The 18,271-nt window shown below is 69.5% G+C and carries 21 protein-coding genes; 8 read left to right on the top strand and 13 right to left on the bottom strand.

Features of this window, described 5'->3' with window-relative positions; translation table 11 throughout:
- Positions 1-90: 90 nt before the first annotated feature.
- The 3 genes from ITP53_RS59085 to ITP53_RS06760 form a co-directional block, all read right to left on the bottom strand.
- Positions 91-2,319 carry a serine/threonine protein kinase gene (locus ITP53_RS59085; RefSeq protein WP_195894421.1) on the bottom strand — a complete coding sequence of 743 codons (2,229 nt, stop codon included), beginning with the start codon at positions 2,317-2,319 and terminating at the stop codon, positions 91-93.
- A gap of 99 nt (positions 2,320-2,418) precedes the next feature.
- Positions 2,419-3,570 carry a type VII secretion-associated serine protease mycosin gene (gene mycP / locus ITP53_RS06765; RefSeq protein ID WP_195894420.1) on the bottom strand — a complete coding sequence of 384 codons (1,152 nt, stop codon included), beginning with the start codon at positions 3,568-3,570 and terminating at the stop codon, positions 2,419-2,421.
- Positions 3,571-3,642: 72 nt separating this feature from the next.
- The gene (locus ITP53_RS06760) at positions 3,643-3,915 is read right to left on the bottom strand and encodes a WXG100 family type VII secretion target (protein ID WP_195894419.1); all 273 of its coding nucleotides are present in this window, start codon (positions 3,913-3,915) and stop codon (positions 3,643-3,645) included.
- 239 nt (positions 3,916-4,154) lie between these two features.
- On the opposite strand from ITP53_RS06760, the gene ITP53_RS06755 reads away from it, so the two are divergent.
- The 3 genes from ITP53_RS06755 to ITP53_RS06745 all read left to right on the top strand — a co-directional run bounded on the left by ITP53_RS06755 (position 4,155) and on the right by ITP53_RS06745 (position 7,893).
- Entirely contained in the window at positions 4,155-5,900 is a 1,746-nt protein-coding gene (locus ITP53_RS06755) for an acetyl/propionyl/methylcrotonyl-CoA carboxylase subunit alpha (protein ID WP_195894418.1), read from the top strand.
- A 189-nt stretch (positions 5,901-6,089) separates the two neighbouring features.
- A complete protein-coding gene (locus ITP53_RS06750; protein ID WP_236050527.1) occupies positions 6,090-7,448 on the top strand; it encodes a hypothetical protein in 1,359 nt (452 codons plus the stop codon).
- 145 nt (positions 7,449-7,593) lie between these two features.
- Positions 7,594-7,893: a helix-turn-helix domain-containing protein gene (locus ITP53_RS06745; protein ID WP_195894417.1), complete on the top strand. Its 300-nt coding sequence runs from the start codon at positions 7,594-7,596 to the stop codon at positions 7,891-7,893.
- Positions 7,894-8,008: 115 nt separating this feature from the next.
- On the opposite strand, the gene ITP53_RS06740 is transcribed toward ITP53_RS06745, so the two are convergent.
- From ITP53_RS06740 to ITP53_RS06725, 4 genes are all read right to left on the bottom strand, one after another.
- Positions 8,009-9,100 carry an alpha/beta hydrolase gene (locus tag ITP53_RS06740; protein ID WP_195894416.1) on the bottom strand — a complete coding sequence of 364 codons (1,092 nt, stop codon included), beginning with the start codon at positions 9,098-9,100 and terminating at the stop codon, positions 8,009-8,011.
- A complete protein-coding gene (locus ITP53_RS06735; RefSeq protein ID WP_195894415.1) occupies positions 9,031-9,834 on the bottom strand; it encodes an alpha/beta fold hydrolase in 804 nt (267 codons plus the stop codon). Before ITP53_RS06735 ends, ITP53_RS06740 begins: the two co-directional genes overlap by 70 nt.
- A 69-nt stretch (positions 9,835-9,903) precedes the next feature.
- On the bottom strand, positions 9,904-10,257 hold the full coding sequence (locus ITP53_RS06730; RefSeq protein WP_195894414.1) for a Rossmann-fold NAD(P)-binding domain-containing protein: 354 nt from the start codon (positions 10,255-10,257) through the stop codon (positions 9,904-9,906).
- Between the two features lie 113 nt (positions 10,258-10,370).
- On the bottom strand, positions 10,371-11,531 hold the full coding sequence (locus tag ITP53_RS06725; RefSeq protein ID WP_195894437.1) for an RNA-guided endonuclease InsQ/TnpB family protein: 1,161 nt from the start codon (positions 11,529-11,531) through the stop codon (positions 10,371-10,373).
- Positions 11,532-11,538: 7 nt separating this feature from the next.
- Between ITP53_RS06725 and tnpA the strand changes: the two genes are divergently transcribed.
- Both tnpA and ITP53_RS06715 read left to right on the top strand, forming a co-directional pair.
- Positions 11,539-11,967: an IS200/IS605 family transposase gene (gene tnpA, locus ITP53_RS06720; protein WP_195894413.1), complete on the top strand. Its 429-nt coding sequence runs from the start codon at positions 11,539-11,541 to the stop codon at positions 11,965-11,967.
- Positions 11,968-12,080: 113 nt separating this feature from the next.
- The gene (locus ITP53_RS06715; RefSeq protein WP_195894412.1) at positions 12,081-12,248 is read left to right on the top strand and encodes a hypothetical protein; all 168 of its coding nucleotides are present in this window, start codon (positions 12,081-12,083) and stop codon (positions 12,246-12,248) included.
- 225 nt (positions 12,249-12,473) lie between these two features.
- Here ITP53_RS06715 and ITP53_RS06710 read toward each other — a convergent pair whose 3' ends face one another.
- The 3 genes from ITP53_RS06710 to ITP53_RS60980 all read right to left on the bottom strand — a co-directional run bounded on the left by ITP53_RS06710 (position 12,474) and on the right by ITP53_RS60980 (position 14,106).
- Positions 12,474-12,773, bottom strand: a complete 300-nt coding sequence (locus tag ITP53_RS06710; protein ID WP_195894436.1) for a helix-turn-helix domain-containing protein — start codon at positions 12,771-12,773, stop codon at positions 12,474-12,476.
- A 5-nt stretch (positions 12,774-12,778) separates the two neighbouring features.
- Positions 12,779-13,123, bottom strand: a complete 345-nt coding sequence (locus ITP53_RS06705; RefSeq protein WP_195894411.1) for a type II toxin-antitoxin system RelE/ParE family toxin — start codon at positions 13,121-13,123, stop codon at positions 12,779-12,781.
- A gap of 419 nt (positions 13,124-13,542) precedes the next feature.
- The gene (locus ITP53_RS60980) at positions 13,543-14,106 is read right to left on the bottom strand and encodes a DUF397 domain-containing protein (protein WP_195894410.1); all 564 of its coding nucleotides are present in this window, start codon (positions 14,104-14,106) and stop codon (positions 13,543-13,545) included.
- 307 nt (positions 14,107-14,413) lie between these two features.
- On the opposite strand from ITP53_RS60980, the gene ITP53_RS06695 reads away from it, so the two are divergent.
- A complete protein-coding gene (locus ITP53_RS06695; protein WP_195894409.1) occupies positions 14,414-15,055 on the top strand; it encodes a hypothetical protein in 642 nt (213 codons plus the stop codon).
- 149 nt (positions 15,056-15,204) lie between these two features.
- Positions 15,205-15,762: a GNAT family N-acetyltransferase gene (locus tag ITP53_RS06690; RefSeq protein ID WP_195894408.1), complete on the top strand. Its 558-nt coding sequence runs from the start codon at positions 15,205-15,207 to the stop codon at positions 15,760-15,762.
- On the opposite strand, the gene ITP53_RS06685 is transcribed toward ITP53_RS06690, so the two are convergent.
- Positions 15,725-16,846 carry an NAD(P)/FAD-dependent oxidoreductase gene (locus tag ITP53_RS06685; protein ID WP_195894407.1) on the bottom strand — a complete coding sequence of 374 codons (1,122 nt, stop codon included), beginning with the start codon at positions 16,844-16,846 and terminating at the stop codon, positions 15,725-15,727. The genes ITP53_RS06690 and ITP53_RS06685 overlap by 38 nt on opposite strands.
- A 75-nt stretch (positions 16,847-16,921) precedes the next feature.
- Complete coding sequence (locus ITP53_RS06680) at positions 16,922-17,203, bottom strand: sigma-70 family RNA polymerase sigma factor family protein (protein ID WP_195894406.1); 282 nt, start codon at positions 17,201-17,203, stop codon at positions 16,922-16,924.
- Positions 17,204-17,251: 48 nt separating this feature from the next.
- Between ITP53_RS06680 and ITP53_RS55865 the strand changes: the two genes are divergently transcribed.
- The gene (locus tag ITP53_RS55865; protein ID WP_207755594.1) at positions 17,252-17,824 is read left to right on the top strand and encodes a DUF6506 family protein; all 573 of its coding nucleotides are present in this window, start codon (positions 17,252-17,254) and stop codon (positions 17,822-17,824) included.
- Between the two features lie 5 nt (positions 17,825-17,829).
- Here the strand turns inward: ITP53_RS55865 and ITP53_RS06670 are convergent, their stop codons facing one another.
- A complete protein-coding gene (locus tag ITP53_RS06670; protein ID WP_236050526.1) occupies positions 17,830-18,171 on the bottom strand; it encodes a gas vesicle protein K in 342 nt (113 codons plus the stop codon).
- Positions 18,172-18,271: the final 100 nt, after the last annotated feature.

Below are 18,271 nucleotides of genomic sequence, written 5' to 3'. Positions count from 1 at the left end.
ACGGCTCCGGGGGGTTGACGGCTCCGGGGGGTTGACGGCTCCGGATGGGACGGCGGGACCGAGTCCCGCCGTCCCATCCATCCCGTCCCGTCAGCCGCAGTTGGCCCAGCCGGCGCTGGTGCTGCCGGAACCCGCGCTCCCCGAGTACCGCACGCACTTGCCCTTGGCGGTCAGCGTCACCGGACCTGCGTAGTACTCGTAGCTGCCCGAGTCCGTCTTGCTGGAGCCGCCCTGAACCTCCAGCGTGGCCTTGACCGGAGTCTTCTTGCCGACGTCCGCGCCCGACTTGAGGGTGACCACGCAGTTCTGACTGCTGCTGTTGTTCCAGAGCTGGTACGTCGTGCCGCCGTCGAACGAGCTCTGCCGCTGGACGCTGAAGCCGCTGCCGCACACCTGCGTCGCGCTGTAAGGGTTCTTCTTGGCGACGGGCTGCGAGGTCGTCTTGACGGGCGTGGGCTTCGGCGTGTCCTTCTTCGTCGGCGTCGGCTTCGGGGTGTCCTTGGTGGGGGTGGGGGCCGGTTCCTCGGTGGGCTTCGTCGGCGTGGGGGTCGGCGTGGGCTGGACCGTCCTGGTCACCGTCGCCTTGGGCTTGGGCGTCTTGGACTTTCGCGGGCCCTGGGTCGGCGTGGCGGTGGCGGCGGGCGGGGTGTTCGTGGGGACCGCGACGGGCTGCGTCGGGAGCGCCGACGGCGTCGGCACCGACGTGAGCACCGGCACCTCAGGCGAGGTGCTGGAACCGTCGGTCGGGAGCGTCATCGGGCCCACGCCGCTGTCGTCGGGGCTGGGCGTGGTGGCCCACGGCGCGGTCACCTCGGCCTGCGGCTGCGTGGGCGGTACGGTCACCGCGCCCTGAGCCGAGGAGGCGTCACCCTCCCGCGCCGCCGCCTCCCCGGTGCTCGCCGCGACCGGAGAGAGTTGCACCTTGGACGAATACTCGCTCGCGCCCCACAGTCCGAGTCCCGACAGGAGCACGACCGCGGTCACACCCGCCGCCAGGCCGATGGGGAACGGTTTACGCGCCGGCCCATCGTTCTGCCTGGGTATGGTCGGGGGTTGGGACGGGTTCTGCGGCGCGGCCGGAGGCGGTCCCCAGACCTGCGGGACGGGCGCGGGCCCCTGCGGGTACATGGGAACCTGCGGAGGCACCGGACCCTGCGGGTGCATCGGCCCTTGCCCCATGGGACCGGGCTGCGCGGGCCCCTGGTTCATCGGTCCCTGATACATCGGACCGGACTGCATGGGGCCCTCCTGCATGGGGCCTTGATGCATCGGAGCCTGGTTCATCGGGCCGGACTGCATCGAACCGCGCTGTATGGGGCCGGGCTGCGTCGGGCCCTGGTTCGTCGGGGCGGGGTGTCCGGGGGGCTGCCACGTCGGCGCGGGAGGGATCGGCGTAACCTCGACCGCCAGTTGGATGGGCAGGATCGCGGGCGGCGCCTGGCCCGCGGGGGACGCAGGCGCGGGCGGGGGCACCGGCACGCCCTCGATCGGCGACGCCGGCTCGGCCGCGCCGCTCCCGCCCTTGGCGGCGTCGCTCCCACTCTTGGCCGTGTCGCTCCCGCCGAGCAGTCGCAGCAGCGCCGTGGACGTCGTCGGCCGTCCGGCCACGTCCTTGGTCAGCGCGGACAGCACCACCTGCCGCAGCGGTTCCGGCAGCTCGCCGACCACGGGCTCGCCGTTCAGCACCGCCTGGGGGTCCTGTCCGAACGGCGCGGCGCCGGTCGCGGCGAACACCACGGTCGCGGCCCAGGCGAACACGTCCGCGTGGGGGCCGTACCGCAGCCGGTTGATCTGCTCGGGCGCCTGGTAGCCGGCCTCGCCCGCCGGATCGCCGATCTCGATGTCGGTGACCCTGAGTCCCTCACCGGTGAGGATGACGTTCGACGGCGTGAGGCCGCGGTGCGCGAACCCGCCGAGGTGCACCGCGGTCAACGCGGTCAGCATCCCGACCGCGACCCGCTCCAGCGCGTCGCCGGTCAGTGGCCCGTCCGCGGCGACCGCCTCGGCCAGCGAGCGGCCCTCCACGTGCTCCCTGACGACGTACGCGAGGCCGTTCTCGACGCCGGCGTCCATCGTGCGGGCCACGTACGAGCTCGACACCTGCGCGACGCCCTTGAGCCTGGCCACGAAGTCCGGATCCGCGACCGGGTCGACCCTCAGCGTCTTGATCGCGACGCGAGGCCCGCCTTCGGCGTCTTGTCCGAGCGGAACACCGAGGTGGACCCCCAGGTAGACAACGCCACGCGGTCCCTCGCCGAGCCGGCCGACGACCTCGTGGCCGCCGATCCGTTCGGGCTGTGAGGAGTTCGTCTCCGCCATGACCGTCCTTCCGGGATTCCGTCACGATCAGAGGACATTTAACCAAATATGCCTCATACGCATCAGTAGTTTCGGTTCGGACACCCTGACAAGCAGCCGTCAATCCGCGCCGGATTCGCCGGACTGACCAGCGCGCCAGCCCCTCCTGCGTCCCATCGGCAGGAACACCCAGGCGGCGATCACCACCCCGGTCAGCCCGAACCCGGCCGCCGCGACGACCGTCGCGACCTCCATCGACCGCTGGTCAGGAGGCACGGCCTTGCGCACCACGGTGGCAGGGAGCGGCGGCGGCACCGGCGGCGCGACCGCGACCTGCTCGGACGGCAGCACCATCGTGACCGCCAGCAGCGGATTGACCATGCCGGCGCCCGTGCCAGAGCCGGTGGCGCCGTCCGCGGTCAGCGTGATGCGCCGGCGTACCCGGAGTTGGTCGAGGTCGGGGTGGCGGGCGCGTACGAGGGCCGCGACGCCCGCCACGTACGGCGCCGCGTAGCTCGTGCCGTCCAGCTTGCTCTGGTAGCCCTTGCCCGTCCACGTGGAGCTGATCTCCTGCCCTGGAGCCAGCACGGCGACCGCGACCGGGTTGGAGAACGTCGAGCGCCCCCCGTCCGGCGTCGCCGAGCCCACGGCGAGCACGCCGTCGTAGGCGGCGGGATAGGAAGGGGTGGACGTGCCGTCGTCCTGGGTCCGGTTGCCCGCGGCCGCGACGATCACGATGTCCTGGCTGAGCGCGTCGTCGACGGCGGATCTGAGCTCGGGATGGTCGTCCGTCTCGACGGAGACGTTGATCACGTCGGCGCCCTCGTCCGCGGCGGTCCTGATGGCCTTGGCCAGCAGGGACACATCGCCCTGCGTGGAGTTGGACTGCTTGATCGACAGGAGTCTCACACCGGGCGCGACGCCGTAGAAGGGAAAGTCGTCGCGTGGCTGGCCTGCGATGATACCGGCCACCGCGGTGCCGTGGCCGACGCAGTCGCGATAGCCGGTGTTGGTCAGGTCGGCCTTGCCCGCCAGGCGGATCTGCGGATGGGTCTCGTCCACGCCGCTGTCGACGACGGCGACGGTGACGCCGGCGCCCGTCGTCAGGTCCCATACGCTCTTGACGTCGAGCCGCCGCTGGGCCCAGCTCTCGGCGATCGCGGGGCTGGCCTTCTTGGGCGCGCACCGCTCGGGCGCGACCGCCGCTGCCGCCACCGGTACGGCCGTGAACTGCAGGGCCAACACGCTTGCCACGAGGGCGCGACCGATCATGGCGAAAAAGCGTAGCTTGTCGGGATCCAACGGAAAGAAGCCCCGGCACCTGGCCAGGGCCTCCTCCGTTGATCACTGTGTGGCGGACTCGATGTTCTGCCGGTAGGTGCCGATGACCCGGGAAGCCTCCTGAAGCTCCTCGGTCATGCGCTGGAAGGCCGTGCGGTAGTTCTGCCAGGCCTGCTGGAAACGCTGGGCGCCGGGGCCCGTCCACGCGGTGCCGACTTTCGCCGCCTCGCGGTCGAGTGCGGTCATCGTGGTGCGGACCGCCTCGGACTGCTGCGTGAACTGGGTGGACATCTGCTGCATTTCCGTGGGGTCGCCGCCGAGCATACTCTGGCTCATGCATACCTCCTGGACCGTGTGAAAGCGCCCTCACCCTAAGGGCGGGCACCACTCGTCGTCCGGGTTATGCCGAGCGGCTATAGGGGGCGACGGGGTCGCCTATGGTCCGTCCCGCCATGGCGGTCCCGCCGAGGTGGCGGATAACGTTCTGTTCTTGGCTTCCGTGGGAGCCGGGCGCCTGGCTGGGCAGGTGCTTCAGGTGCACGTCCAGCTCTTTTCATGGGAAAGGACGAACGTCGGTGCGGAAGGTTCTGATCGCCAACCGCGGCGAGATCGCCGTACGTGTGGCCCGTGCGTGCAAGGACGCCGGGATCGGCAGTGTCGCGGTCTACGCCGACCAGGACCTCGACGCCCTGCACGTCAAGGTCGCCGACGAGGCGTACGCGCTGGGCGGCCAGTCCCCCGCGGAGACCTATCTCGACATCGGCGGGCTGCTCGACGTCGCCCGGCGGGCCGGGGCGGACGCCGTACATCCTGGATACGGCTTCCTGGCCGAGAACGCGGACTTCGCGCAGGCCGTCATCGACGCGGGCCTCATCTGGATCGGCCCGCCGCCCGCCGCGATCGCCGCGCTCGGCGACAAGGTGCGGGCCAGGCACATCGCGCAGAAGGTCGGCGCACCGCTGGTCGCGGGCACCAAGGACCCGGTCTCCGGGGCGGCGGAGGTGGTGGCGTTCGCGGAGGAGCACGGGCTGCCGATCGCGATCAAGGCCGCGTACGGCGGCGGCGGGCGCGGCATCAAGGTCGCCCGCCGGCTCGAAGAGGTCTCTGACCTGTACGACTCGGCGGTGCGCGAGGCGGTGGCCGCGTTCGGGCGGGGCGAGTGCTTCGTCGAGCGCTACCTCGACCGGCCGCGGCACGTCGAGACGCAGTGCCTGGCCGACCGGCAGGGCAACGTGGTCGTGGTCAGCACCCGGGACTGCTCGCTGCAGCGCCGCCACCAGAAGCTGGTGGAGGAGGCGCCGGCGCCGTTCCTGTCCGAGGAGCAGGTCTCCGTGCTCTACACGAGTTCGAAGGCGATTCTGCGGGAGGCGGGTTACGTCGGAGCGGGGACCTGCGAGTTCCTCGTCGGGCAGGACGGGACGATCTCGTTCCTGGAGGTCAACACCCGGCTGCAGGTCGAGCACCCGGTCACCGAGGAGGTCTCGGGGATCGACCTGGTGCGGGAGATGTTCAGGATCGCCGACGGGGAGCCGCTGGGCTACGACGACCCCTCGCTGCGCGGCCACTCGTTCGAGTTCCGGATCAACGCCGAGGACGCGGGGCGTAACTTCCTGCCCGCGCCCGGCACGCTGACCGTCCTGCGCCCGCCGTCGGGCCCCGGCGTGCGACTCGACGCGGGGTACGAACCCGGCGCGACCGTGCCGCAGAGCTTCGACTCGCTGGTGGCCAAACTGATCGTGACCGGGCGGACGCGGCAGGAGGCGCTGGAGAGGTCGCGCCGGGCGCTGGCGGAGTTCGAGATCGGCGGCATGCCCACCGTGCTGCCGTTCCATCGGCTGGTCGTCGCCGATCCGGCGTTCGTGTCGTCGCCGTTCTCCGTGCACACGCGGTGGATCGAGACCGAGTGGGACAACACGGTGGAGCCGTACTCGGGCGACCTCGAGTCCGGGGAGGCCGCGGCGCGCGAGACGGTCACCGTCGAGGTCGGGGGCAAGCGGCTGGAAGTGGTCCTGCCCGCCGGGCTCGGCACATCCTCCGCTACGCCCAGCGCGAACAAGGCGCCCCGGCGGAGCGCCGGCGGGGCCAAGAAGTCCGCGGCGGGCAGTGACGCTCTGGTCAGCCCGATGCAGGGGACGATCGTCAAGGTCGTGGCCTCGGACGGGGACACCGTCACCGAGGGCGACACGGTGGTGGTGCTGGAGGCCATGAAGATGGAGCAACCACTGGCCGCACACAAGTCGGGGACGGTCAAGGGGCTGGTGGCGTCCGTGGGCCAGACGGTGACGTCGGGCGCGACGATCTGCGAGATCAAGGACACCTGACCCGACCCCCTTTCGAACCTGGAGCTCCAGACGTCCGGTTGCGGGGGCTCCGGGTGGCCGTTCGACGAACGACAACCCCAGGATGAGCGCCGACTTTGCGCGCTCGTGACGTCCCGGACAGGTAACGTGCCAGTGAGGAACTTTGCCGACCGCCCGTTCGTCCTCATGGGCGAAGGAGGCTTGCTGCCAATGACCCATTCGCTGCGCCGAGCAGGGGCCGCGATCGCGGCTCTGATCGCCGGTCTAATCGTCGTTCTTGCGCTGTCCCCTGCCGCCAACGCGGCGGCTCCCCCTGATGCTCAGACGGTCGTGTCCCACTGGAAGGACAAGCAGGACCCGCTCTACGTCGAGTCGGGCTCGCCACTGACGTCGGACCAGCAAAACGAGATCCGTGACGCGCTGAAGGGGGCCGACAGCAACGTCTACGCTGTGGCGCTGCCCGACGGCACGGTCGACAACTCCAGCATCGCGTCCTACATGACGGCGATCGGCTCCGCCCTGACCACCGCGGGCCGCCCCCGGGCCACGGTCGCCGTGCTCGACGGCCAGAGGCTGTACGCCGACTCGAGCGCGATCCGCCGGGTCTCGCCCGGTGAGCTCGCCAACCTCGCCGTCACCGCCAACCCGGGTGACGTCGTGGCCGGCATGAAGGACTTCACCAACCGCGTGGACCTCGCCGTAGCCGGGAAGCGCACGGCGCTCGACCCGGGCAGCCAGGCCAACCCCGGCGCCGGCGGCACCGCCGCGCTGGTCGGCCTGGGCGTGCTGGCGCTGGTCGGCGGAGGCGGCTACTTCCTCTACTCCAGCAACAAGAAGAAGAAGCGGGCCATCCAGGACGCCAAGGACCTCGCCGCGGTCAAGCAGACCGTCGACGAGGACGTCACCAAGCTGGGCGAGGAGATCACCGCTGTCGACGCCGACGTGACGCTCTCCGGCGAGGGCGGCAAGCACATCGACGAGTGGCAGACGGCACTCGACTCCTACGAGAAGGCCAAGACGCAACTGGCGACCGTGGAGCGCGCCGACCAGGTCCGCGAGGTCACCCAGACCCTCGAGGACGGCCGCTACGCGCTGGCCGTGGTCAAGGCCAAGGTCAGCAACGACCCGATCCCCGAGCGGCGCGCCCCCTGCTTCTTCAACCCGCAGCACGGCCCCTCGCTGCGCGACGTCCGCTGGGCCCCGCCCGGCGGCGCGGCGCGCGACGTACCGGCCTGCAAGATGGACGCCGAGGCGGTGGAGCGCGGCTTCGACCCGCAGATGCGCGAGGTCATGGTCGACGGCCAGCGCCGCCCCTACTACGACGCGGGCCCGGCCTACCAGCCGTACGCCTACGGCTACTACGGCGGCTTCGGCGACATCATGACCGGCATGTTCATCGGCACCATGATGGGCAGCATGCTCAGCGGCGGCATGGGCATGGGCATGATGGGCGGTGGCTACGGGGACGCGAGCGGCGGTGACTTCGGCGGCGGCGACGGCGGCGGCTGGGGTGACTTCGGCGGCGGCGGCGACTTCGGTGGAGGCGACTTCGGCGGCGGCGACTGGTAACCCCTGACCCAAACGAGAAGCGCTCCCCGGATCTCCGCGGGAGCGCTTTTCGCATTTCCGGAACGTCGGCGGCACCCCCGTTCCGAGGACATGGCGCTCCACCCCTGTATAACGTCCGTGTTCAGCGGACGAGGAGTAATCGGATATGAGCGAGCGCAAAGCGTGGTCGGAGAAGCGCGCCGAGATCATGAGCCGCCCCGCCGCCGGAGCCGCCTACGAGGCTGCCCGCATTCGATTCGAACTCGGTGAGGCCGTACGACTCCGCCGCGAGGAACTCGGTCTTACCCAGACCGAGCCGGCTGAACGGGCAGGCCTCAAGCAACCTGCGGTCGCCCTTTTCGAAGCGGGCGGCACCATGCCCACCATCCCCATACTGGAACGCCTCGCCGATGCACTCGAGGTCCGGCTCAGCGTCCAGTTCCAGCCGCTTCGCGAAGCCGTATGACCTCCCCCTTGCGTGGACACGGACGAGCAGCCAGTGGAGGAAACCGCCCACAGGTGAGGCCTTGGCGGACGACTGGCCGAGCCTGTAGCTGACGCGCGGATGCCGATGAGGCGGCTCACTGTCGTTCTGGGACCTTGAACGACGCGCCGTCGAAGGTCCCGGACAGTGCGGGCCGCTCGTGCGGGAGGAACGCCTCCCACGCCAGCTCGACCCGATACGCCCGCCCGTCCGGGGAACCGAGTGCCCGGACGCTGAGCGAGGCGTTGGCGTCGCCCGCCGGCGTGAGCGTGATCTGCCCGCTCACCGACACCCCGGGCACGAAGGCGGCCTCGTCCAGCGTGATGGACCCGTTCCCGAAGCCGACGCGCCCGCCCCGCAGCCCCGGCTGGTCCGTCAACCGGCCGTGGAGGAGGTTGTAGGGGTTACGGCGGGCGACCGCGTCGGCGGCGGTGGCGAAGGCGGCCGCGAGCACCCGCCGCCGCCCCGTGTCCAGCCCTGCGGCGGGCACCGGCGCGACCTCGCCCAGGGACCGGGGGAACGCCCCGAGTGCGCAGTAGTTCTCCGCCGTGCACCGCACCCGTGGCACCCGATGATCGGTCACGAACGACCGCAGCGCCGCGGCCACGCAAGCGCCGGCCCGGCCGGGTCCCCAGGCGAGGCTGTGCCCGCCGAAGGGGACCCGTACGAAAGTCGCGCCGGGAAAGGCCCGCATCGCGGCGCGCACGCTCGCGGGCGGATGCGTGTCGAAGTCGCCGCCGACCACCATGACCGGCACGTCGGGCAGGTCCGCGTCCGGCGGCAGCACCGGGCTGTGCCGCGGCGTCGGCCAGTTCACGCAGAATTCCAGGCCATTGCGCACATCCAGCCCCAGGTCGGCAGGCGTGTACGGGGCCAGCGGCCGCTCCCGCTGGTAATACCGCTCGAGCTGGTCCAGCCGCTCGGCCGGGTCCGCTTCCCGGTCGTAGGGGAAGCTTCCGTCACCGCATCGGTAGGCCAGGTAGCCGGCCCACTCCGCGCCCTCGATCGGCTGGCTGGGAGCGCCGGCCGACACGCGGGCCAGCCGCCGCAGCGGCTCGGAATCGCCCGCAAGATACGCGGTGGCGGCGGCGTTCACCTCCCTGCCGAACACCGGCTCGTTCACCCCCTCCACGCTCCTGAGCGCGATGAGGGGCACCTCGGGGTCGGGGTGCTCGCGCAGCTCCGCCAACAGCCGCGCGTAGGTGCGGCGCGCGTCACCCGGCAGTGCGCGGCAGGCCCGCGACCGGTCGCAGACCAGGTCGAGCAGGTCAGGGCGGGATCGCAGGGCCACAGCGCGTACCCGTCCGCCGAGGTGACCGACGTGCTGTCCAGGAACGCCGCGGCCAGGCTCTCCGAGTGGCGGGCGGCGTACGCCTGAGCGTACGCGGTGCCGTAGGAGTTGCCGTAGAAGGTGACCGGGCCTGCGCCGAGCGTCCGGCGTACCGCATCCATGTCGCGCACCGCCTGGTCGGCGGTGAAGAAGCGAGCGCGCGAGCCGAGGTGGGCCGCGCAGGCCGCGATCGTGTCCGGCTCGGAGAGGTTCAGGCCCGGGCAGAGCAGCGGAGAGGACTTGCCCAGGCCGCGCGGATCGACGACGAGGAGGTTCTGATGTTGGAGCACAGGGCCGAGCGCCTGCTGGATGCGCGGCAACTGGGGCAACGCGGGCAGGGGGCCGCCGGGGTTGGCGAGGATCGTGCCGGTCGCGTGTTCCGTGGCCGGGATCCAGGCGAAGGCGACCTCGATGCGCTCGGAGGAGGGGTTCCTCCAGTCCAGTGGCACCGCCAGCGTGCCGTCGCACCGGGCCACGGCGCGGGCGCACTCGTGAAGCTCCTCCGGTAAGGAGCTGGTCTGGGCAGGTGGAGCGGCGGACAGGAGCGTTCCGGACAGGGCAAGGCTCGCGACCGCGGCTGTGAGGGTATTCATCACCATGTCTCCACCCCTGCCCGCGAAATCCGGCGGATCCTCCACCGGAGGAAATTCGACCGCGGCCGTTCAGACCGATTCTCGGGTCAGGTTTTCGCACAGGGTCCAGATCGCGTCCTGGTTGCACCGGTCGAGGGCGCTGGCCGGCCAGTCCGTACGGCGGCACTTCATGCTGAAGTACGCCCCGTTCACGCCCTCGAGTTCGGCGCTGGAGGCCAGATGGACGCTGGAGCGGGCGGGCTTGCTCAGATCCCCGAAGAGGCGCGGCGCGGCGACCCGCAGCAGCGGGACGATCGGACGGTACACATAGGGGAATCCGGCCATCGTCATCGACTGGTTCATCGGCGTGTGGCCGTGTCCCGGGTAGGCGACGTTGACCGTGACGCCGCTGCCGGCCACCTTCTCGGCGAAGCGCAGGCTCATCGCCATCAGCATGGTCTTGGTGTGGTTGTACTGAGTCAGCTTCTCGGCCGTAAACCGTAAACGACCGAGCTTGCAGCTCCTCGCCGTCGATGGCTTCGACGGTCTGGTCCGCGTCAGGCAGCGTGACTCACTGCCCAGCCCGCCACACCACGCGCGGCGATGTTACGGGCTGCGTTGACGTCGGCATGCTCAGCGAAGCCGCACGACGTACAGAGGAAGGTTTCCTGGTCGGGCCGGTTGGCCCGTTCGGTATGCCCGCAGGCCGAACATTGCTGGCTGGTATAGGCCGGATCGACGTGGATGAGAGCGATCCCGGCCCGTCGGGCCTTGTAGGCGATGAAGCTCCCGAGCTGGTGGAAGCTCCATGAGTGCAGGGTGACCCGCTGGGGCTTGCGGAGCCGTACCCGGTCGCGGATGCCCTGGAGGTCTTCCAGGGCGATCCCTTGGCCGGTGCGTTCTGCCTCGGTCACGATCTGCTTGGCGATGGTGTGGTTGGTGTCGGCCGCGAACCGCGCTTCCCTGCGGCGGCGTTTCTTCAGCAGCCGTCTGGCGCTCTTGGTCCGTTTGGCCTGCAACCGGCGGCGCAGTTCGCGGTTGCGGTGGCGGACCGCGTTCAGGCCCTTGCCGCTGTGCCGGGTACCGTCGCCGGTGGTGGCGATGTTGGCGATGCCCAGATCGACGCCGAGGAAGCCTTCCGGTTCGGTCACCGGCACGTCGGGGACCTCGCAGGTCGCATACAGATACCAGCCGCCGTCTCGGGCAACCAGATCCGACTCGCCCTTGCGACGGGCGGCCAAGGTCTTGAGCTGCTCAGGCGAGCCGGTGAACGCGACATTCTTCAACCGCCCGCAGGTGGTCCAGATCGACACTGTTCGCGCCTGCATCTGCCAGGACAGGCACCGATCGTCGTAGGGCTGGGCCGCGTCCGGCCGGAAGGTGATCGGCCTGCTCTCGGCCCTGGTCCTCCGCTTGGCCCCTGGCGCGCCCAGGTTTCCGGCCCTGAGGTTGGCGTGGAACGTGCGGTAGGCATCGGCGACCTTTTTGATCACATGCTGGGCGGCCTGCGCGGCCAGCCCGCACTCGGCCTTGATTCGATCGTAGGTGTGTTCGCGCAAGTCGTAGTTGCGGAAGCACCGCTGGTCGAAGGCAACCGCGGAGACCAGGTCGGCGGCCGTGTTGACGGCGTGCAGGGTCGCCTCCAGCGCCGCTGCCTGCTCGGGCGTCGGCAGGAGTTTCACCTGCACCACCAGCTTCACAATCGAACACACTATCATTCGGTCCATGTCACCGCGATGGGAACCGAATCCCGATATCCGGAGAGGCCGGAGGGTCGTCCACAGTCTCCACGCCCACTTGGTCTTCACACCGAAGTACCGCCGCGAGGTGTTCACCGACGAGATCCTGCGCCGCTGCGAAGACATCATGATCGAGGTGTGCGACAACTTCGGCGCCGTCCTGGTCGAATTCAACGGCGAGCACGACCACGTCCACCTGCTGGTCCACTACCCGCCCAAAGTCGCCCTGTCGGTCCTGGTCAACTCGCTCAAAGGCGTCTCGGCCCGGCTCCTTCGCAAAGAGTTCGGCCCGCACCTCCGCCCATATCTGTGGGGCGGGCACTTCTGGTCTCCGTCTTACTTCGCCGCGTCCTGCGGCGGCGCCCCGCTGTCGATCATCAAGGAGTACATCGAGAACCAGAAACGGCCAGGCTGAGCAGCTCACGTGGACCAACTGTCACGGCACCACTCGGGCCTGGAGGCCCTCCCGCGCTGCGCACCCGGCTCCTGGGGAAACGCGACGAGGCCCGCACTCGCATCATTCAGGCGTTGACAGATCGCGGGGTGTCTCCGCTGGAGGCCGATCTGGCGGCGGCGGCCGCCGGGGCGGCCCTGGACACGATGGCGCGCGAATGGCTGCGCACCGATGGCCCCGCCGACCGTCTGGCCCTGGCAGACCGGATCTTCACCATGCTCCGCCCGGCCTTCCTGAGCTGAGCCGCAGACCGAGAGACCGGCCGCTGCAACAGGCCGGAAGGTGCCGGACACTTACCGAGGTGTCCGGCACTTTTCCGCTAGGAGACTCTGTGACCCACCAAGATCGCTTCGAGGAGATCTATGACAGGCACAGGGATTCCTGGTTCAGCCACCAGAGCCGCCCGTGAACTGCGTGCACTGGCGACTACCTCAGCTGTGGGCGAATAAACAACTTGCTCTGGGAATTCAGCTGGCTTCACGAAGCGGCTGGAACTGCACGCTGAGCCGTACCTCCAGCGCCTCAGCGACGCGTTCCAGCATGGGGATGGTGGGCATGGTGCCGCCTGCTTCGAAGCGAGCGACCGCAGGTTGCTGGAGGCCTGCGCGTTCCGCCAACTCTGACTGGGTTAGACCCAGTTCCTCGCGGCGGAGTCGTACGGCCTCACCGAGTTCGAAACGAATGCGGGCAGCCTCGTAGGCGGCTCCGGCACCGGGGCGGCTCATGATCTCGGCGCGCTTCTCCGACCACGCTTTGCGCTCACCCATGTCGATCATTCCTCATCCGCTGTGTGACCGTCAGCGATGCATCGCTGCATGGCCCGCACAGCTCGTTCGATCTCAGCTGTCTCCCGCATTCGCTGCTTACGAAAGACCGTGAGAAGGATGATGCGTCTGCCCGAAGCGATCCAGTACGTGATGCGCACTGCTTCGCCGCAGAGATGGAATCGGAGTTCCCTGAGCTTGCCGCGTAACTGCCTGGTGTACGGCTCGTCGAGAAGCACTCCGCGCTCAGCCGGCAAGTCGACGTAGAAGACGGCGATCTCCTGGTTGTCCTGCCTGAGCGAATCGAACCACTCGTTGACCTCAGGCTCCAACTCCACCTCTCCCCAATTCATAACACGGACGTTATATGGAGGGCAAGTGTCGTGTCCGGCGAACGGTAATCGTTGCGCTACTTAACGTAATTGCCATCAAGCACAGCCCGTCGCCTCGTGGCCCGTCTCATGCTTGCGGGGCTTCCCGTCTCAGCCTCCGGCGCCCTGTGGGACGTGTTCATCGACTGTAAGCCGGCGGAACTCGGCCCGCGACCCGGGGGTGTGGGGGCTTGCCCCACAGAACGCGGCCCGGAGGGGGCGCGAAGCGCCTCTTGTGGAGGCCATCGTTCCGACATCGGTCCGGGCGCCGGCCCCATGCCCGATCCGCGAAAGGCCGCCACTCCTCAGTGGTACGACAGCTTCACCGGCTGACCGAGGCGACCAGACGACACTAACGGCTGAGTTGGCGATCGCCATCGCGTGGCGGATGCATCATCCGTTCACGTCGAGCTAGCGAGCCTTCCCCGCAGGATGCGGTCGTAGAGACTTCTCGCGGCTGCGGTCAACATCCACGCGGACTCGTACGTGGTGGGCCCGGCACGATCCGTCCGGCGCACGAACCCCTGACCGCCGGCAGCGCACAGTTCGAAGAGGATCTGACGGCACTCGCAGGAGTGCGCCACCACACGGATCCGCCGCACCCGGCGGCTTGGTTCGTACCAGATGATCTCGACACAGCCGGGCTGCGGAGATCCGGAATGTGGACCATGGAATTCGGGGATCCTCGTCATGTCAAACGGTTCTCCCCTCGAAGACGTCGACGAGGTTCCTGAGGGCTGTATCGACGCGGGCCATGACGAGTTCGTGGACGTAGTCGCTTCCCGGCGGCAGTCACTGTCCTGATCGTCCTGTCTCGCCCTATTTCGCATCAAAAGGACTCGTTCATCCCATATCTCACAAGAGTCTGACAGAGAGGGGCCACGCACGACGGCGACCTCGACGCAGTTGCCGCCGTTGTTGCCACTCTGAACGCTCTTATGCCAGTTGGCGGTGTTGAAATTCATGGAGCCGTGACCGTTCCTCGGGTGCGAGTACCCGTCGACGTCGACTGTGACGGCGGGGAGTAGCTGGTCCAGCAGACATCAGTCGGCGTACGTCCGGGAGCGTCGGGGTGGACCGTTGTGTGGGCGAACGTGCCCACAGCGGAGGTTTGAGTGCGCCGCGACGGACGGGGCGCGGAAGGATCTTCCAGGTCACCGTGCTGGAGGCCGCTGTCACCTCGAATGAGGGCTCCAACTCATTGCTTGTCGGAGCCCTTACGTCTCACCTATCGTTACCGGCGTGTCGCAGTAGGTTGCGGAAGGGTTTGCGATGGCGTGGGCGATATTTTTTGTGGTTCTCACGGGGATTCTTCTCGTCTACCTGTTCGGCACGCTCACGTGGTTATCGGCTTTCATGGTCGTGCTGATCGTTCTCGCGCCCTTCTTCATCTTTGAGATGGCGAAGTTCGCCCTGCTGTTCACCAGGTTCTCCCCTATCTCGCGCAGGCTCGAGAAGCGGGCGAAGCGCCGGATCACGCGACTGGCCTGGAAGCAGCGCGGGTCCACGCGAGGTATCGAGGCGACGCTCATGGAGGTAGGCCCTGGGGATCGGGATTTCGGGCTAGGGGAGCTTCGGGGGCGGCAGGAGGTGTCCCTAGACGAGTCCAATTTGGAGAAATTTCCCGACATAGTGCACGAAAGGCTCTTTTTCATCTGCACGTCCGCCGACATCGAAGGCTGGCGGGTCGCGCGTGGGAGAGGGTTCCGCGTGATGACGTTCGACTTGCGCGACGTCGAGTCGCTCACCACGGTCGGCGGGTACTCGTTCACGGCGACCAGTCCCTTCAGCGGGGTGGAGATCAAGTTCCGCACCGAGTGGTTCCTGCGGTTCCGCGTGTACGAAACCGCCGACGCGGCCACATTCGTCGACGAGGTGATGGCCATTCGCGCCAGGCTCATCCCAGACGCGTGACGCCCGCCGCCTGTAGTGCGCACGTAGGGTTGGCGGATGAGCGTTTCGGTGGAGTGGGACGGCCTGGCGTGGCACTCCGCCGAATGACCGACGTGATCCGCCCATAGAAGCGCCGATGGTCCGTCGTGGACCGCGCGTAAGATCGCCGGATGTATGACGTGACGTACCTTGCTCAAGGGCCTCGGGTGGGGCTGCGGTGGCTTTTGCAACGGGACTGCGCGGAGTTCCTGGCGTTGAACGCGGAGAGCGCGGAGTTGCTCGGCCGGTGGATGCCCGGACGGCCCGTCACCACCACCGAAGACTTCGAGGCGTACGTCGCGCGGTTCGACGAGCCGGCGCATGAGGGGTTCGTGTTCTGCCGGCGCGACACCGGGGCGATCGTCGGGCGGGCCAACGTCAACAACATCGTCCGTGGCACCCATCAGGCGGGGACCGTCGGCTACTCCGCGTACGCGTCCACGATCGGCCGTGGCTACATGACCGAGGGGCTGCGGCTGCTCGTCCGGTACGCCTTCGACCACCTGGAGCTGCATCGCCTCGAAGCCAACATCCAGCCCGCGAACATCCCCTCGATCAACCTCATCAAGCGCGTCGGCTTCCAGCGCGAGGGCTGCTCACCCAATTTCCAGTTCATCAACGGCGCCTGGCGGGACCACGAGCGCTGGGCCATCACGGTCGAGATGACCAAGGACCCGGGTGGCGCATGACCCAGACGGTGCCCCGAGTGATGGCCTCCTTGAAGGCGGCGGAGGCGCGGCCGGTGAGCACGGCGTCGGTCGGGGTGTCGTCGGGCCGGGTGAACTGGGTGACGCCGTCGTGGCGGCCCAGGCTGATGTTCTGCCACACGTAACGGAACCTGGCCGGGCGCGGCTCCCGCCCGGTGAGCAGGTCGGCCACGGCCTCGCCGGCGTACAGGCCCATGGGCAGCCCGGTCTGACAGGCCATGCGGGTCGGCCGGCCAGACCGGTCCGCCGTGGCCGCGTCGCCGATGCCGAACACCTCCGGATGCGACACCGACCGCAGCGCGCCGTCAACGATCATGCGGCCGTGCTCGTCGGTGGCCAGGCCGGCCGTGGCGGCCAGGCCGGGGACGCGGAATCCGGCGGCCCACACCACGGTCTCGGTACGCAGGTCCTCGCCGTTCTCCAGTAGCAGGCCGTCGGGGCCGGTCTTGGCGACCGGCGCGTGCTCGCGTACCGCGATCCCCATGCGGGCGAAGGCGCGGTGGAGGTGGCGGCGGGCTCGTACGGACAGCCCCGCGCCGATCAGCCCGGACGACACCAGCCGCACCCGCAGGCTCGGACGGGCGGCGGCGAACTCGGTCGCGGCCTCGATCCCGGTCAGCCCTCCCCCGACGACGTCGACCGAGCCGGTCTCCGCCAGGCGCGACCGCAGCCGGGCGGCCTCGTCCGCGGTCGCCACCGTGTACGCGTGCTCGCGCACCCCCGGCACCGCGTCCAGCTCCGCGGCGCTGCCCAGGGCGTAGACCAGCGCGTCATAGGAGAGGGTGTACGGCGGCGCGTCCAGGCGTACCGTCCGCGCCCGGGGATCCAGGCCGATCACCCGGGCGAGCACCAGCTCCACCCCGGTGCCGTCGAGCAGGCCCGCGAGCGGTAGGCGGGGCAGCCGCTGCCCGGCGGCGAGCTGGTGGAGGCGTACCCGCTCCACGAACCGGTCGGACGCGTTGACCAGCGTCACCCGGGCGTCGGTGCGGCGCAGCCGCCGGGCGGCGCGCTTGGCCGCGCCCAGTCCCGCGTATCCGGCGCCCAGCACCACGATGTGGTTCGTCATGGTTCCTCCTCGTCGAAGTCCCCACTTGAACCGGCGACCCCGGCGATCCGTGACAGGCCGGGCCTGTGACAGTGATCACATGAGCTGCGCGGTGGCGAACGCGAGCTTGGCCGGGTTCACGACGATGTGGAACGCGGTGACGCGGTCGTCGTGGATCTCGACGACCACGACGGCCCACAGCGTCCCGCCGTCGTGGACGACCGCGGCGGGCGCGCCGTTGATCTCCGCGAACTCGACGGTCATCCAGGCCGTCTCCGCCCGGGTGCTCAGGCCGCGCAGGTAACGCACCACCCGCTCCCGGCCGAGTACGGGTCGTCGCGCGGCGGTCGTGCCGCCGCCGTCCGCCCAGGCGACCACGGCCGGCCGGGTTGACCTCGACTTTAGTTGAGGTAGCAGGCTGGTGCCATGAGCGAAGACAAGGTGATCATTTACGAGGAGTCCGGAGCGGACCCCTGGACCGACGTCATGGTGATCGAGAACGGCGGCGGGCGGACGCGGGTGCGGGCCGTGAACGAGCCCGGGCAGATGATCGATCTCGTCACACGACTGAGCGCCGAGGGCGTAAATCTCGTGGAGCTGTGCGGCGGGTTCGGCGCGGTGTGGCATGCGGAGGCCGGCCGGGCCGCCGGTGACGACGTGCGGATCGGGGCGATCTACTACGGGTTCGAGTCGCTGAGCGGCGTGGCGTCGTACAAGGCGAGGTTCGAGGCCGGGGAGGCGCTGTCGGAGGCGTTCGTCATCGTGCATGAAGGGGCCGATCCCGGCAGGGATCGGGTGGTGCGCACGAAGGCGGGCGGCGGGCGGACCACGTTCGTCGGCGTGCCGGACGAGGGTGCCGCAGCCGAGGTGGCCGGGAAGATGGCCGGCGGGCTGCAGCTGATCGAGCTGTACGGCGGGCCGGGACCGGAAGCGGCAGAACCGGTCATCCGGGCCGTGGACGCGAGCGTGCCCGTGGGCGTCACCGGCTACCGGCGCTGACCCGGCTACCGGTCGGTGGGGAGGAGCGTTCCGAGCGGGCCCAGGTCGAGGTTGAGGTCGGCGGGGGTCAGGCCGAAGCGGTCGCACAGGTCGTCCATCGCCTCCTCCAGCCGCATCAGGGTCACGCCGAGCGTCTCGATCTGCTCGTCGGACAGATCGCCCTGGTCCATGCGGCGTACGGACTGGCGCTCGACGAGCTGGCGGAGGAGCTCGACCAGGGTCAGCACGAGGCGGGTCAGGTCGCGCTCGACGGTCTCCGCGTCGGCCGCGATCCGCCATCGCGGCGACTCCGCCCGTCCAGGCGGACCCAGCGGATCCGGCTGCTCCCCTGGGTCCGGCCGGCCCAAAGGATCCGGCCGTTCCCGTGGGTCCGGCGGGCCCAAAGGATCCGGCCGCTCCCGTGGGTCCGGGGAGTCCAGCGGATCGGGCCGTCCAGGCGGGGTCAGC

The sequence above is a fragment of the Nonomuraea cypriaca genome, from assembly GCF_015645445.1.
Lineage (GTDB): Bacteria > Actinomycetota > Actinomycetes > Streptosporangiales > Streptosporangiaceae > Nonomuraea > Nonomuraea cypriaca.
This window is presented reverse-complemented; position numbering and strand designations above follow the sequence as displayed.